The organism is bacterium, assembly GCA_035281585.1.
In the GTDB taxonomy this organism is placed as follows: Bacteria; UBA10199; UBA10199; order DSSB01; family DSSB01; genus DATEDP01.
Window position 1 is genome coordinate 1 of sequence record DATEDP010000147.1, and the last position, 15,938, is coordinate 15,938.

Here is a 15,938-nt window from a genome sequence, read left to right on the forward strand (position 1 = left end):
TTTTCGGGATTGCCGAGCCCTCGGCTTTTGGTTAGGGCCGGCCCATGGGCCGCCACTTTCTCGCCATCTTGTTTTGCCTGAGCCTCGCCGCTTGCGGCGGTTGGGATGCCTACCTCCGGGAGCCCAATGTCTACGAAGCCCTCTTTCCTCCTTATCGCATCTCCTTTGCCACTGTGATCGACGAGCAGCAGGGCGACTTCGGCAGCTTGGCCTTGGCGGTCGAGGCCTGGAATGACGTCGCTCCCGGCCTCCTGACCATCGTCGACGACGTCACCGCGCCTTTTCTCATCTATGTCGGACCTTATGACGATTTATTGGAGAAGGATGCTAGGGCCGGCGCCCTACGGATCGAAGAGGGGCAAATTTGCGCGGTCTTCATCCGCTCCGAGAACGCGACCGACGTGCCGCTGCTGACCCACGAGATCGGCCACTGCCTCGGCTTCGACCACACCGCCAACTCGGCCTCGATCATGTATAAGTCGCCGCAGCATTATTCGGCGATGACCTTCGATATCGCCGAGACGCTGGACGAGCTGATTTTGGCGGGCGAGGGGATGGCACCGGCGGAGGGTCCATAATCCCATTGACAGTCCGAAACGCTGTTTATATCAAGCTTAGCCCCCAAAAGGGGCGGCTGGCCAGGTAGCTCAGTCGGTAGAGCAGAAGACTGAAAATCTTTGTGTCGGCGGTTCGATTCCGTCCCTGGCCACATTCTCTAAAAATCAGGTAGCTCAGACGGTAGAGCTTTCAAAAAGGCAAACCGGCCACGCTGTGGCCGGGCAAACTTTTTGAAAGTGTTAGAGGGCATCAAAAAATTTGGTCGCTGACTCCCATTGCTTTGCAACGGTTGTCAAATCCCCCCAGCCCCCCTTTTTCAAAGGGGGGTAAGATCTTTCAGCGTCGACGACTTCTCATCCTCCGAGACGGTCGCACCATAACTTCTTTCCCGGGCTTAAGCCCCGCAGCCATCCCTCACGCTTCGCCTGCAACTCCTTCAAGCGAGCTGTCGAAGCAGGGTCCTGCGGATTCACCGGGAATTCCGGGAACGCTCCCAGCTCGGTTCCGTCAGCTTTGTAGAATATTTGCGGCGGGTGGGAGCAGGCGTCGAGGCCGCCCTGATATTGATAGGCCTTGGCTTGGCCGGAAGCGTCGTTCCAGGCTTGGACCCAGGCCATCTTTCCGGAACAAGTGCCTTGGCAGATTTTTTTGACGACCGGGTCGGGAGCTTCTCCCGCTTGGCAATGACTGGAGAGAATAAGGCTCAAGACCAAGGCCATTAGGATCTTTCGCTTCATCTTCACCTGCCGCTAGAGCTTGACGATCTTCTTCGAAACCAGCCCCTTGGTCGCGTTGCGGGTGTCCACGATCAGCGGAGCCGTTGCGACGACTTGGCGGTAATCGAAGGCCTGATGATCGGTGACGATGACCGTACAGTCCGAACCCTTCAATAGCTTGGGGCTTGGCTTTTGGGAACGGAAGCTCCCCCAGTCGGTGGCCCAAACCGGGACATGAGGATCGCTATAGCTCAGCTTGGCTCCGGCCTCGATCAGGCGCCGGGCCAGATCGTAAGCCGGCGACTCCCGGACGTCGGAGACGTTCTTCTTGTAAGCCACGCCCAGCAGCAGGATCTTGGCGTCCTTCACCGATTTCTTCCGCTCGTTGAGCGCAGCCTGGATCTTCTGAAAGACATAGTCCGGCATCTCGTGGTTGATCTCGCTGGCCAGCTCGATGAAGCGGGTGGTGTAGTTCATGCTGCGCAGCTTCCAGGAGAGATAGTGGGGGTCCACCGGGATGCAGTGCCCTCCGAGGCCGGGCCCCGGATAAAAGGGCATGAAGCCGAAGGGCTTGGAGGCGGCCGCCTCGATCACTTCCCAGGCATCGATCTTCAGCTTGTCGCAGATCTGGGCGATTTCGTTGACCAGCCCGATATTGACCGCCCGGAAGGTGTTTTCCAGGATCTTCACCATCTCGGCCGAAGCCGAGGAGCTGACGGTCAGGACCTTGTCGCTGACCTGGCGGTAGAGCGCCGCGCTGACCTCGGTGCAGGCGGCGGTGATCCCGCCGACGATCTTGGGAGTGTTCTTGAGGCCGAAGCGAGTGTTGCCCGGGTCGATCCGCTCCGGCGAAAAAGCGAGGAAGAAGTCCTTTCCGACCTCGAGGCCGGTGGAGCTGAGCTCGGGCAGGAGGATCTCCTCGGTGGTGCCGGGATAGGTGGTGCTTTCGAGGACAATGAGCTGTCCCCGGCGCAGGTTTTTTTTCAGTTTGGCGGTGGCGTGGACGATGTAGGAAATGTCGGGATCGCGGCTCTTGCGGAGCGGCGTGGGCACGCAAATCGAGACCGTATCCAGCTCCCTGGCAGCGCGAAAATCGCCGGTCGCGACCAGCAATTTTCGCTTCACAAGATCCTTGACCAAAGCATTGGAAATATCCGGAATATAATTCTTTCCGGCCTTCAGGGCGGCCACCTTACGGGGGTCGAGGTCGATCCCGGTCACCCGGAAGCCGGCTTCGGCGAAGCCCACCGCCAGGGGCAGGCCGACATAGCCCAGGCCGATGACCCCGATCCGGGCACGGCGGCCCTGAATCTTGTCGAGTAGGACAGTTTGGGAACCTTGTTTTTTCGCCATATCGGCCTCAAATATCCCTTTGTTGGACAACTTTTTGCTAATCGCGACGATAATTTCGGAAAGACGATATTTTCCCGCTAATTATTATCTAGCGGTTATTGTTTGCAAATTTTTATTCCTCGGGAATGAGGAAAGGGGCTGGTAGGTCCTTCGATTGACACAGGGCGTTAGCGGAAGTTGACGCTCAGGCATCGGATGTGTTACAAGCTCGATCCTTGCTTCAAATCGAGGGAATCTAACATTTTTAGTGACGAAACCGGGTAAGACCCGTTCCCAAGGCGGGTGTTGCTATTCATGTAGGAGGTTTTTCCATGGCCAAGGGCCTTGCTAAGCAGTCCTTTTCCGAGCTCCCCTTCAAGGTTGGCGACAAAGCCGTCTATCCCGCCCATGGCGTCGGCGAGGTCAAGAGCATCGAGAGCAAGGAGATCATGGGCGCCAAGCAGACCTTCTACGTCCTGCAGATCCTCGACAGCGGCATGAAGATCATGGTCCCGACCGCCAATGTCAACGCGGTGGGCCTGCGCGAGGTCATTTCCGACCAGGAGGTCGACGACGTCTACGAGATCCTCAAGCAGCGCGATGTCCACATCGACAACCAGACTTGGAACCGCCGCTACCGCGAGTACATGGACAAGATCAAGACCGGCTCGGTTTACGAAATTGCCGAGGTTTTACGAGATCTTTCCCTGCTTAAGTTCAAGAAAGAATTGAGCTTTGGCGAGCGCAAGATGCTCGATACCGCCAAGAGCCTCCTGATGAAGGAGCTCGCGATCTGCGAAGGCCGCGAGGAAGACGAGATCGAGGAAGAGATCAACGAGATCTTCAAGGCGGCCTAAATCTTCTCCCCTCCATGTTTCCCTCTCCCCTTGCGGGAGAGGGTGATTCGGCGAAGCCGAATCGGGAGAGGGGGCGCGGCAAAGCAAGCATTCTCTCAAAAGCCCTTCGGGTAGCCCCGGAGGGCTTTTTTATTTTCGGCTCTCGATCATCAGCGAGCATCCCCCGCTGGAAGGCGAAGGCGGAACTACCGGAGGGGGCGAAGCGATGGCTGACGGAGAAGGCGAGGGTGAGGGCGAGGGGGGAGGCGTGGGCGTCGGCGGGCCTTGCACTCGAATGAGTCGGATGGCCGGTGTGTTGTCGGCGATCCCGGAGCCGTCGGTGCAGGTGAAGGCGACCTCGAATTCTCCGGCCTCGGCGAAGCCAAGCGATCCGGGATCCTCGGCTCCGCTATCGGGGATCCCCGAGTTTTCCCCGAAGCTCCAATGAAAGGTCGGATTCGCCAGGCCGTCGAAAGTCGTGCAGGATCCGCGGAACTCGACCATTTCGCCCAGTTCGATCTCCAAGTCTCCCACCGGACTGTCAATGAAGGAATCCGGCGTCTTTTGGAGGAAACCGGCGGCGGCCAAAGCGTCCAATCGGCCGAAGCCGGCCAAGGAGTCGAAACCCCCGGCTTCGATGTCCACGGCCCCGTCCTTGACCGCCTGAGGGATATCCGCCGCCGGCCCCAGGCCACCCAATAATTGAGCCAGCACCGCCGCGACGTGCGGCGCTGCCGCCGAGGTGCCGAAGAAGGGGCTGGGGAAACCGCCGAAGCCGCTGACTTCGACCCCGTCGCTGGCCGCGATGTCCGGCTTGTCGCGAATCTCCAGGGCGGGAAACTCGATCCGACTCGGACCGCGGGAGCTATAAGCTTCGACCGTGTCGTTGCCGGGGTCCAGCACGTCGACCGCGGCCGCGGCGAAGACGCCCGGCACCGCGGGGTGGCCGAAGATACTGCCTTCGAGGACCCGGTCGCCGGGCTCCAATCCGCCGTCCAGGATGAAGAGCTCGAGGCGTTGAGCCTGGCCCGAGACGCGGCGAACTTGCAGCTCGCAGCCGTCGAAAAGACAGTTCACCGCCATGAACTCGAGCGGATCGTCATCACCGTCCTGGCGCTCGTTATAGGTGGCGCAAACTTCCGGCGTCTCGTCGGCGAAGCAAATGTCATAATCGTCGTCGGCTTGGCCGAAGGGGTTGCTCCATTGGAGGATCACTAGGACATTGAAGAAGCCCGAGATGTTGAAGACGTTATTGCCGCCGCTGATTTGATGGCTGCCCCGACCGTCACCGCTATCCACGTAGTCGCCTTCGTAATGCTCCTGAGCCTGGTTGCCGGCCGAGGACACATAGAGGACTCCTTGGTCGATCGCCGCCTGAACGGCTTGAGCGATGGGCCCGTCCTCGAAATAGGGCTCCAGGAAAAATCCGATGTCGTCGACGATGATGTCGGCCTGGAAATCCCGCGTCAGCTCTTCGACGCTTTGGATGAATTGAAGGCTGGAAGCGATGCCCGAGCCGAAGCCGAGAGCGGCGCCCGGCGCCATGTCATGGACGATCTCGAGCATGGCGGTGCCCTCGGCGCCGTTCGAGCAAAGGCAAGGGTTGGCGTCGTTGCAAGTCCCGAAAGCTTGGATGCCGCTCGGCAGCTCCCCGGCTGCGACCGCGTCGCAAAGACCATCGATTCCGTCGGAGATGACGCCGACCCGGACGCCGCCGCCGTCAAAACCCAGATCCCGCAGCTCGTCGGCCCGATGGATGGAGTCGCCCTCGGTCCGGCAGCCACTGGGCTCGTCGACGCAAGGAGCTAGTCTAGCGGTCCCGAAGCTGGGCACGGTGATGCGGCGAACGAAGGGGAGTTCGGCGACCGAGTCCATCCGTTGGTAGGGAATCCAGCCTTGGACGATGCCGAGCTTGGCATTGCTGATCTCGATGCGGACCCCCCGACTTTGGAGAGCCGCGAGTTTTTCGGTCTCGACCGAGTCGAGATGGAGGTAGGCTTGCAGTGCCGCCGAGTCGTCGACTCGGGCGAAACCGCCCGACAGCGAGGAAGCTCGGGACGCGCGGGCATTGGAGTCCGTGATCCCGCGCCGGCCCAGCTCCTGAGCCATCACCCGAAGATTGGGATTGATCTTCTTCGACCGGGCGAGGGGCGAGTCGGGGTCGCCGCGATAAAGGCGCTCCTGGGCGCCGGCTACCGGCGCCTGGAGGCCCAAAATCAAGGCGATGAAAAGGACCGCATAGCCCATTGGCGGCTAGGCCCTAAGCTCTGGAAGAGGCCCGAGCCTTCCTCCTTTGCAGCAGCAGGAGCAAGAGCCCGGTGGCCGGGAAGAGAGCAGCCCAGCCCAGCTTCGACGAATGTCCCGAAATCGAGCAGCCGCCGCCTTCGGCTTCGCCGCCGATTCCGCTGTCGTCGACGCAGGCCGCGTCGCCCTCGCATTCGGTGTCGTCGCAATCGACCGCGCCGTCGTAGTCGTTGTCGGAGCTGTCGCCGCAATTCTCGGGGGCTCCCAGGTCATCGGGGGTCCCAACCACCATGTGGACCGAGCCGCCGGTCATCAAATCGAATTGGGCGTATATAACGTCGACGAAAACGTGGCCCCACCTATCGTGGCGAATGCCGCCGTTCATCGCCAGTTGCCCATCGGGAGCGGTCGCGATGGTGACGGGCGATGAGAAAGTCGCTCCGCCGTCGGTGCTGCGGGCGAAATTCAAGGCCTGCGTCAAATCGTCGCCGTCGGGATCGGAATGCCAAATGACGTCGATTCGCCCGCGCGAGTCCACCGCCATGTTGACGATCGGGCCCTCGAAATTGGTGGGTTCCTGGTTGACCGTGACCGGCTGGCCATAGCTGGCTCCGTCGGTGCTGGTCGACAGCAGGACCTCGGCGTTGGCAGGGTCGTCGTCGACATCGCCGGAGTAGGCGACGTAAATCTTGCCCGCGGCGTCCATGGCCACTTTGCTGAAGACCGTGGGGGGTTGGGCCGGATATTGGAAGACTTCCTCGTTCGTGGGGAAAGATGCCCCGCCGTCGCTGCTCTTGGCGGCCCTAATTTGGTTCTGGTTGGCGTCGAAATAGCTGACCACGACGGTTTCGCCGTCAGCGCCGGCCGCCACCGACGGATAAATGAAGTTATTGGACTGGGAGCCTGAAACGCCGACCACCGGTTTGGGCGGGGACCAGGTCGCGCCGCCGTCGCCGCTGCGCACGTAGTAAAGCGGGCCGGTGAAATCGGAAGTGTCGGGAGACAGCGTGGAGAAGACGACATGGAGGTTGTCCTCGGCGTCGATCGTCGTGTTCGAGAAGAGCTGGGCGAAATCGGGCTCGGTGCCCGGCGCGAGGGGGATCGGATCGCCGACCACGGTGGCATCGCTGTTGCTGTTCACCACGTTCATTTGAGGCGCGTCCGATCCGCCATTTTCCACCCTTGAGCTAAAGGCGTGGAGGTTATTGGCGCTGTCCATTTCGACCGAGGCGATCAGCTCGACGACGTTGTCCTCGCCGGACAGGACGATGGGCGGCAGGAAGGCGCCTTGGTCCTGAGCGAAGCTCACCGAGAGCATCGGCAGCTCCTGAGGGTCCTGACTGCTATCGACCCCTAAGATGGCCGCTTCAAGCGTCCCGTTGGCGTTGATCGCGAAACGGTTCAAAGTGAAGCCATTCGCGAATTGAGCGAGTCCGGAGAAGCCGATCTCGGCGATATCGCGCGGCGACCCGAAAGTCACTTCTTGGGCCCGAGCCGGACCGCCCGCGGCTAGGCTTAGATAGACGAATGCGCAAAGCAGGAAAATCCCACGAATCCTCGACATAACTAACCCCCTAAGTCCTTTTAAATGAGTGCCGGATTTTTTTATGTACAGGAATCCTAGCATCCCAATTTAAAAATCAGCAAGGCCATGCGCGTCATTCGGTACATTTGACGCATCGTGGCACCTGGCCGAGGGAATTTTTGACAAAACCCCCTGAAGCCGCTAAACCCAGGACTCACGTCTTTTCTTTAAAAGCCCCATTTCCGAGGGCTGTTTCATCCGAATCGACGGGGATTTTGGGGTCTTAGAGGTTCTTCGATGAGCTCCGCGTGGGCGATTTTAGTGGCGGGAGGTTCGGGTAGCCGACTGGGTGCGACGCTGCCGAAGCAGTTTCTGCCTCTGGCCGGCCGGCGGGTCATCGACCATGTCCTGGACCGCTTCCTGGGCAACAAGCTTTTCCAGGGCTTGGTCTTGGTCGTGCCCCAGGATTTCGTGGACGAGTGGCGGAAGACCTTGCCGCCGGAGGTTGAAGTGACCGCCGGCGGAATCACCCGCCAAAAGTCGGTTCACCGGGGCCTGCAAAGGGTGGCGGCGGACGCCGAGTGGATTTTGATTCATGACGTCGCCCGGCCCTTGGTCAGCGAAGAGCTGTTGAAAAAAACTTTGGCCGCCGCCCAAGACACCGGAGCCGCGGTCACCGCAATTCCGGCCGCCGATACCCTGAAGAAAGCCGACGAGCGGTTTTACGTGCAAAAGACGGTGTCGCGGGAGCGCTTGTTTCAGATCCAAACGCCGCAGGTCTTTTCCCGCTCCTTGCTGGAAGAGGCGATGGAGTGGGCCGAAGCCAAGGGCATGGACGCCACCGACGAAGCCGGCTTGGTCGAGAGCATGGGCCACAAGGTCCGCTTGGTGGAAGGCTCGCAATTCAATTTCAAGATCACTCGATCCGAGGATTTAGAGATGGCCGAAGCATTGTTGGAGAAAAGGAACAACCATCGGATGGCCGCCGATTTCCGCATCGGCGAGGGCTATGACGTCCATGCCTTCGCCGAAGGCCGGGATTTGATCTTGGGCGGAGTCAAAATTCCCTTCGAGAAAGGCCTGCTGGGCCATTCCGACGCCGATGCCTTGCTTCACGCCATCGGCGACGCCCTGCTCGGGGCGGTGGCCGAAGGCGACTTGGGCAAGCATTTCCCCGACACCGATCCGAAATGGAAGGGGGCCTCGAGCCGGATTTTGTTGGCCGAAGTGGCCCGCTTGGTTCAAAATAAGGGCTTTCAGGTGGCCAATGTGGATGCCACCCTCGTTTGCCAGCGGCCCAAGCTGGCCCCGCATATTCCGGAAATGCGCGAGAACATCGCCGCCGCCCTCGGCCTTCCCCTCGGCCGGGTCAGCGTGAAGGCCACCACCGAGGAAGGTCTCGGTTTCACCGGAACGATGCAGGGCCTCGCCGCCAAGGCCGTGGTTTTAATCCAAAGCACAGGGAGCCGACCATGACTCGAGTCCGATTCGCGCCCAGCCCCACCGGGCTTTTGCACCAAGGCAACGTGCGCACCGCGCTCTTCAACTTCCTTTTCGCCCGCCGCCAAGGCGGGAAGCTGATCCTGCGCATCGAAGACACCGACCAGGAGCGCTCCCAGGAAAATTACGAAGCCGCCATCCTTCAAGACCTCCAATGGCTGGGCCTGAATTACGACGAAGGCCCCGATGCCGGCGGCCAGGTCGGGCCCTATCGCCAGAGCGAGCGGCTGAAGATCTATCAAGAGCACCTCGAAAAGCTCCAGGCCCAGGGCCAGATCTACCGCTGCTATTGCAGCCACGAGGAGCTGGAGGCCGAGCGCCGCCGGGCCATGGCCACCGGCAAGCCCTACCGCTACAGCGGGAAGTGCCGGGAATTGCCCGAGGCCGAGCGCCAGGCCAAGGTCGAGGCCGGGGTGGCTCCGACTTGGCGCTTCAAGGTCGAGCGCGACATCGTGAAGTTCAACGACATCGTCTACGGCGAGAAGGTCTTCGACACTCTGACCATCGGCGATTTCGTCATCGCCCGCTCCAACGAGCTGCCGCTCTACCTTTTCGCCTGCGCGATCGACGATTGCCTGCAGGGCGTGACCCACGTCATTCGCGGCGAGGACGGCATGTCGAACACCCCGCGCCAAATCCTCATTCAGCGGGCCCTGGGTTTCGAGCCGCCGCAATTCGCGCATCTCCCCCTGATCCTGGGGCCGGACCACACCCTGCTGTCCAAGCGCAACGGCAGCACCTCGGTCGGCGAGCTCAAAGCCAAGGGCTATTTGCCCGGAGCCTTGCTCAATTACCTGGCTTTGTTGGGTTGGGCTCCGCCCGAGGGCAAGGAAATCCTCGACCTCCAGGGCCTGATCGAGAGCTTCGACTTGGGCCGGGTCTCCCGGAGCAGCGCGATCTTCGATTGGGCCAAGCTCGACCATATCAATCAAGTTCACATGAACAGGCTGAGCGAGGTCCAGTACCTCGAGCGGGCCAAGGCCGCCTTGGCCGGCACCGACGTCGATGCCGGCGCCGAGAATCTCGAGAGGGCCTTGCTCGCGGTGCGGCCCAACGTGAAGAATTTCGGCGAGGTCGCCGGCTGGGTGAATTTGCTGCTCAAGCCGCCGGCGCCGGAGAGCGCCGAGGCCAAGGCCGCGCTCGAAGCTCCCGAAACCCCCAAAGTGCTCGAGACCTTCGCCTCGTTGGTCGAGGGGGGCGAGGGCGAGATGAGCCCCGAGCGCTACGAGCAGATCCTCGAGGATCTGAAGAAGAAGACCAAGATGAAGGGCAAGAAGCTGTTCTTGCCCGTCCGCGTCGCCCTGACCGGCGGCACCGAGGGGCCGGAGCTGGCCAACCTGGTGACCGCGCTCGGCAAGGGCCAAGTATTGGAAAGAGTCCGCCGTGCCTTTGAAAATCTACAACACGAAAAGCCGCAATAAAGAAGACTTCCAGCCCATCGTTCCCGGAAAAGTCGGCATGTATGTCTGCGGGATCACCGCCTACGACTACTGCCATCTGGGCCATGCCCGGGCCTCGGTGGTCTTCGACCTCCTCTATCGCTACCTCAAGCACAAGGGTTTCGAGGTCCGCTACGTCCGCAACTTCACCGACATCGACGACAAGATCCTCAAGCGCTCGCAGGAAAAGGGCCAGGATTGGCGGGAGCTCAAGGAGTTCTTCATTCAGGCCTTTCACGAGGACATGGCGGCGCTGGGCAACCTGCGGCCGACCGACGAGCCCAAGGCCACCGAATACGTTCCCCAAATGCAGGCCTTGATCGCCAAGCTGGTCGAGAAGGGCATCGCCTATCCCGCCAAGGGCGACGTTTTTTATTCGGTTCGCAAGTTTCCGGGCTATGGCGAGCTTTCGGGGAAAAACATCGAGGACCTCGAGGCCGGCGCCCGGGTCGAGGTCCAGGAGGCCAAGGCCGATCCGCTGGATTTCGCCCTGTGGAAGGGCGCCAAGCCCGGCGAGCCGGAATGGGCTTCGCCTTGGGGACCGGGCCGCCCTGGCTGGCACATCGAGTGCTCGGCGATGAGCACCGACCTGCTCGGCCCCTCGATCGACATTCATGGCGGCGGGCGCGACCTGATCTTTCCGCACCATGAGAACGAAAAGGCCCAGTCCGAGGGAGCGCTCGAAAAGCCCTTCGTGAATTATTGGGTCCACAACGGCTTCGTCAACCTGAACGCCGACAAGATGAGCAAGTCGACGGGCAATTTCCTCACCATCCGCGACGTCTTGGCCGAGTATCCCCACGAGGCGATCCGCTATTTCCTGCTCTCGGCCCACTACCGCTCGCCGCTGGACTTCAACGAGACCAACATGCGCGAGGCGGTGGGTGCGGTCGACCGGGTCTACCAAACCCTGGCCCGGCTGGAGGAAAGCGCCGCCGGCCAAAAAGCGGCCGGGCAGGGCAAGGGCACGGTCTTCGGCTCGCTCCAAGCCTTCGCCAAGGATTTCGACGCGGCGATGGACGACGATTTCAATTCGGCCCAAGTCCTGGGTTTGGTCTTCGAATTGGTCCGCGAAACGAATAAATTTCTCGACTCGAGTCCGGCACCCGATCAAATCGCCGCCTTCCGCGAAGGTCTCGGCCGGGCCCTGAAGCCGGTGGCCGAATGTCTCGGGCTTTTTTACCAGGCGCCGGCGGCTTACTTCGAGACCCGAAAGCGCTTTACCTTAAAGTCGGGCCGGTTGAGCGAGGCCGAAATCCTGGCTCAGATCGAGGAACGCAAGGCCGCCCGCAAAAACAAGGACTTCAAGAAAGCCGACCGAATCCGCGACGATTTGGCGGCCAAGGGCGTGATCCTCGAGGACAAGCCCGACGGCACGACGCTTTGGAAGGCGAAGTAGGCGCGGTATGAAGAAGGAAAAGATCGCTTACTACGCGCAGAAGATTGCGTTGCATGCCGACGCTCACTGGGTCACCCCGGTCTTCTTTCTTTTGTTCCTGCTCGACAGCTTCTTGGTTTTCATTCCCTGCGACAGTTTGCTGGGAGCGACGGTGGCGATTCGGCCGCGCCACGTCAAGAAATGGTGCTTCGCGGCCGGGCTCGGCGTCGTGGTCGGCCTGGGCCTGGTCGTCATCGCGGCATTCACCTTTCTCCACGGCTACCTCTACACCTGGACTCAATCCGACGGCTTCTACTCCCAAGTCGGCGATATCCTGGCCCATGCCCAGGAGTATGGCTACGTCGAGCTGACCTTGGGCGTTTTCACCGTCATTCCCTGCGTGATCGGCGCCATCGCCGCCGCCATGATCGGGATGAATCCCTGGGCGGTCTACGCCATCGTGGTGGCGGCCAAGCTGCTCCGCATCATTTTGGCGGTCTGGATCCTTCACCACGGCGGAAGCTTGCTCAAGCGCGCCGCCAAGGTGTATCTGAAGATCCCGGGATGACGGGCTTTAGCCTGTCATCCTGAGCGAAGCGAAGGATCTCATACCCACCAACGAGGTATGGGATTCCTCGTCGCTTCGCTCCTCGGAATGACATTAACGATGCTCCTCAAGCCTTTCCAGCTTATCTCCGAAATGAAGCCGCGCGGCGACCAGCCGGCGGCCATCGCCCAGCTCAGCCGAGGCTTCAAGGGCGGCGCCAAGGAGCAGACCCTGCTCGGCGTCACCGGCTCGGGCAAGACCTTCACCATGGCCCAGGTCATCACCCAGGTCCAGAAGCCGACCTTGGTCATGGCGCCCAACAAGACCTTGGCTGCCCAGCTTTACCGGGAGTTCAAGGACCTCTTCCCGGAGAACGCGGTCGAGTACTTCGTCAGCTACTATGATTATTACCAGCCCGAGGCCTACGTCCCGGCCCAGGATCTCTTCATCGAAAAGGACTCGGCGATCAACGAGGAGATCGACAAGATGCGCCACGCCGCCACCCGGGCCCTGCTCGAGCGCAACGACGTCATCATCGTCGCCTCGGTGAGCTGCATCTACGGCTTGGGCTCGCCCGAAGCCTACCATGGCCTGCTGGTTTTTCTGGAGACCGGCGTCTCGGTCGAGCGCAATGAGGTCTTGCGCGAGCTGATCAAGATCCAATACACCCGCAACGATTTCGACTTCCACCGCGGCACTTTCCGGGTCCGCGGCGACGTCCTGGAGATTTTTCCGGCCCACGAGGAGCAGAAGGCCATCCGGATCGAATTCTTCGGCGACGAGATCGACTCGATCCAGGAAGTCGACCCCCTGACCGGCAAGGTCCTCCAGAAATTGGAAAAGATCGCGATTTATCCCGCCAGCCACTACGTCACCTGGGACGACGCGATGAAGCGGGCGGTGATCAATATCCGGGCCGAGTTAGAGGGGCGCATCCGGCATTTCCACGACAACAACCAGCTGATCGAGGCCCAGCGCATCGAGCAGCGGACCCGCTTCGACCTCGAGATGATGGAGGAGATCGGTTTCTGCAAGGGCATCGAGAACTACAGCCGCCATCTCACCGGCCGCCAGCCGGGCCAGCCGCCGCCGACCCTGATCGATTACTACCCCGACGAATTTTTGCTGATGGTCGACGAGTCCCACATCACCGTTCCCCAAATCTCCGGCATGTACAACGGCGACCGGGCCCGCAAGCAGACCTTGGTCGACTTCGGCTTCCGCCTGCCTTCGGCCTTGGACAATCGCCCGCTGCGCTTCGATGAGTTCATGGATTTGACCGACCAGATCCTCTACGTCTCGGCCACGCCCGGCCCTTACGAAATCCAGCGGACGCCGGGCCAAGTTGCCGAGCAGGTGATCCGGCCGACCGGCTTGCTCGACCCCACCGTCGATGTCCGGCCGGTCAAAGATCAGGTCGACGATTTGGTCGAGGAGATCCGCCAGCGGATGGCCCGCGACGAGCGGGTGCTGGTGACGACATTGACCAAGAAGATGTCGGAGGATTTGACCAAATACTTCGCCGATATCGGGCTCAAGGTGCGCTACCTCCACAGCGACATCGAGACGATCGAGCGGGTCGAGATCATCCGTGACTTGCGGCGGGGCAAATTCGACGTTTTGGTCGGCATCAACCTGCTTCGCGAGGGCTTGGACATGCCCGAGGTCTCGCTGGTCGCCATCCTCGACGCCGACAAGGAGGGTTTCCTCCGCTCCGAGCGCTCCTTCATCCAGACCTTCGGCCGGGCCGCCCGTAACGTCAACGGCCATGTGATCCTTTACGCCGACCAAGTCACCCAATCGATGGCGGTGGCCATCCATGAAACCAAGCGTCGCCGCGAGCTTCAAGCGGCCTATAACCGCGAGCACGGCATTACTCCCCAAACGGTGAAGAAGAGCATCCAGGACATCCTGACCAGCGTCGAGGAGCAGGATTACTTCACGGTGCCCAAAGAGCTGCCGGAGCTCGAGGAAGAGGTCGATCTGGAGTCGATCCCCCGGAAAATCGCCGAGCTGCGAAAAGAGATGAAGGCCGCGGCCGAAAAGCTCGACTTCGAAACCGCCGCCCAGAAGCGCGACCGGATCAAGGAGCTGGAAGGCATCGCGCTGTCGGTTGGGATCAAATCTTAAGTAAGCATCTTTAAGAAGCGACCGGATGCTCCACCAGGGCCGCCGGCTTCTTCCGCTTGGAATAGCTGCTGATCAAGGCCGCCAGGATGGCGGCGAAATAGGGAATGGCCTGGATCACCAGCGAGACCGCCCAGAGCAGGGCCTGACCATTGATCGTCCCGAAAACATCCAGGATACCGTAGGAGAGGGCGCAGAGGCTGATTGCCAAGAGCAATTCGTCATAGACCGCGGTGATGGCCTTAAGGATCGGGGCTTTGCTTTCTTTCTTCGGCGTCCGATAGAAGGGCTGGGAGCGGAGGCCGAAGAGTCCTTGGAAAACCGCTTTGGCGATCTTGTGGGTCAACGATCCGCCGGCGATCGCCGCCAGGATCGAACGCTTCCAGCCGATTTTGACCCGGGCATCATAAGTCCAGAGGGTTCCGAAGATCCGAAGCAATACCAGCAAGAGCGCGGGGTAGATGAAGATCGGCTCCGGAAAGTCGGTGTGCTTGGGGTCGAGGATGAGCAGCAGGCTCCAGACGATCGCGGTGAAGGTGAAGACCATGTGGAGGGCATCGCCGATCCAGGGCAGCCAGCCTTTGATGAATTGATAGCGCTGGGCATGGGTCAGATTGCCGGTGAAGCCCAGGATCTTGGCCCAATGGCGGCGCATGATCCGCATCGCGCCGTAGGCCCAACGGAAGCGCTGCTTGGCGTAGGCCTCATAGGTTCCGGGGACCAGGCCGCGGCCGAAGACATGGTCGAAATACATCGATTTTTTGCCGTCGTTGAGGATGCGCAAGCCGAGCTCGGCGTCCTCGCAAATGCACCACTCGGCCCAGCCGCCGAGCTTGTCGAGCTCGGCCTTCTCGATCAAGGTCATGGTGCCGTGCTGGATGATCGCGTTGTGCTCGTTGCGCTGGACCATCCCGATGCGGAAGAAGCCGCTGTACTCGTCGTTCTCCATCCTTTGGAAGACGTTATGCTCCCAGTCGCGATGCTCCTGCGGCGCTTGGATGATGGAGACGTCGGGCTCCTTGAAATAGGGCACGGTCGAGCTCAGCCAATTCGGCTCGACGATGTAGTCGGCATCGACCACGCCGACGATCTTGGCTTCGGGATGGGTCTCGCGGAGCGCGAAATTCAAAGCGCCGGCCTTGAAGCCCGGCCATTTGCCCAGGGAGAAAAAGCGAAAGCGCGAGCCCAGCTCCTGGCAGCGTTTCTCCACCGGTTTCCAGAGCTCGGGGTCGGGCGTGTTGTTGTCGACGACCAGGACCTCGAAATTGGGGTAGTCCAGCCTGGCCAGGCTGTCGATGGTGGCGATCACCATTTCGGGCGGCTCTTTGCAGCAGGCCAGATGGATCGAGACCATCGGAAAGGCCTCCGACGGGCCGAGGCCGGTTTTCAGCGGCTGGTAGCGCCGCTTCAGGGCCTTGTGGCCGACGACGTCGGCGATCTCGGCGGCGTCGGTCAGCAAGATGACGGCAAGCAAGAGCTGGGCGCTGATCATCACCGCCCAAAACACGATGTCGCCGGGCGACATGTATTGGTCGGAGGCTTCGCGGGCGAGCTGCACGCCCAAGGCCACCGCGACTTGGAAGATCAAGACCGAGAAAATTCGGCCCGGCAACTTGATGTTCTGGCGCCGCATCAAGAAGAGGCAAGAGCCGAAGAAGCCGAGGACGGTCGAGCACATCGCCCACCATTTCCAGTTGGGGTCCTCGAGGACCGGGCCCTGAAAGGGGAATTTCTCG

12 protein-coding genes and 1 tRNA gene are annotated in these 15,938 nt (G+C 61.0%); 8 read left to right on the forward strand and 5 right to left on the reverse strand.

What is annotated here, in order from left to right:
• The first annotated feature begins 44 nt into the window (after positions 1-44).
• Entirely contained in the window at positions 45-578 is a 534-nt protein-coding gene (locus VJR29_13325; protein HKY64387.1) for a matrixin family metalloprotease, read from the forward strand.
• A gap of 58 nt (positions 579-636) precedes the next feature.
• Positions 637-709: transfer RNA gene (locus VJR29_13330), tRNA-Phe, on the forward strand.
• Positions 710-911: 202 nt separating this feature from the next.
• On the opposite strand, the gene VJR29_13335 is transcribed toward VJR29_13330, so the two are convergent.
• Positions 912-1,295 carry a hypothetical protein gene (locus VJR29_13335; GenBank protein ID HKY64388.1) on the reverse strand — a complete coding sequence of 128 codons (384 nt, stop codon included), beginning with the start codon at positions 1,293-1,295 and terminating at the stop codon, positions 912-914.
• A gap of 12 nt (positions 1,296-1,307) precedes the next feature.
• On the reverse strand, positions 1,308-2,627 hold the full coding sequence (locus VJR29_13340; protein HKY64389.1) for a nucleotide sugar dehydrogenase: 1,320 nt from the start codon (positions 2,625-2,627) through the stop codon (positions 1,308-1,310).
• A gap of 311 nt (positions 2,628-2,938) precedes the next feature.
• Here VJR29_13340 and VJR29_13345 point away from each other — a divergent pair, with 311 nt between their 5' ends.
• Positions 2,939-3,463 carry a CarD family transcriptional regulator gene (locus VJR29_13345; protein ID HKY64390.1) on the forward strand — a complete coding sequence of 175 codons (525 nt, stop codon included), beginning with the start codon at positions 2,939-2,941 and terminating at the stop codon, positions 3,461-3,463.
• 129 nt (positions 3,464-3,592) lie between these two features.
• Here the strand turns inward: VJR29_13345 and VJR29_13350 are convergent, their stop codons facing one another.
• Positions 3,593-5,689 (reverse strand): S8 family serine peptidase, encoded by a 2,097-nt coding sequence (locus VJR29_13350; GenBank protein HKY64391.1) that lies wholly within the window; start codon positions 5,687-5,689, stop codon positions 3,593-3,595.
• Between the two features lie 13 nt (positions 5,690-5,702).
• Complete coding sequence (locus VJR29_13355) at positions 5,703-7,250, reverse strand: sialidase family protein (GenBank protein HKY64392.1); 1,548 nt, start codon at positions 7,248-7,250, stop codon at positions 5,703-5,705.
• A gap of 258 nt (positions 7,251-7,508) precedes the next feature.
• Here VJR29_13355 and ispD point away from each other — a divergent pair, with 258 nt between their 5' ends.
• The 5 genes from ispD (at position 7,509) to uvrB (ending at position 14,205) form a co-directional block, all read left to right on the forward strand.
• Complete coding sequence (gene ispD, locus VJR29_13360) at positions 7,509-8,687, forward strand: 2-C-methyl-D-erythritol 4-phosphate cytidylyltransferase (protein ID HKY64393.1); 1,179 nt, start codon at positions 7,509-7,511, stop codon at positions 8,685-8,687.
• Positions 8,684-10,132, forward strand: coding sequence for a glutamate--tRNA ligase (gltX, locus tag VJR29_13365; protein HKY64394.1), 1,449 nt, complete (start codon positions 8,684-8,686; stop codon positions 10,130-10,132). Before ispD ends, gltX begins: the two co-directional genes overlap by 4 nt.
• Complete coding sequence (gene cysS / locus VJR29_13370; protein HKY64395.1) at positions 10,095-11,549, forward strand: cysteine--tRNA ligase; 1,455 nt, start codon at positions 10,095-10,097, stop codon at positions 11,547-11,549. Before gltX ends, cysS begins: the two co-directional genes overlap by 38 nt.
• A 7-nt stretch (positions 11,550-11,556) precedes the next feature.
• A complete protein-coding gene (locus tag VJR29_13375; GenBank protein HKY64396.1) occupies positions 11,557-12,096 on the forward strand; it encodes a hypothetical protein in 540 nt (179 codons plus the stop codon).
• A 99-nt stretch (positions 12,097-12,195) separates the two neighbouring features.
• Positions 12,196-14,205: an excinuclease ABC subunit UvrB gene (gene uvrB / locus VJR29_13380; protein ID HKY64397.1), complete on the forward strand. Its 2,010-nt coding sequence runs from the start codon at positions 12,196-12,198 to the stop codon at positions 14,203-14,205.
• Between the two features lie 10 nt (positions 14,206-14,215).
• Here the strand turns inward: uvrB and VJR29_13385 are convergent.
• The coding region (locus tag VJR29_13385; GenBank protein HKY64398.1) for a glycosyltransferase at positions 14,216-15,938 on the reverse strand (1,723 nt) is incomplete at its 5' end.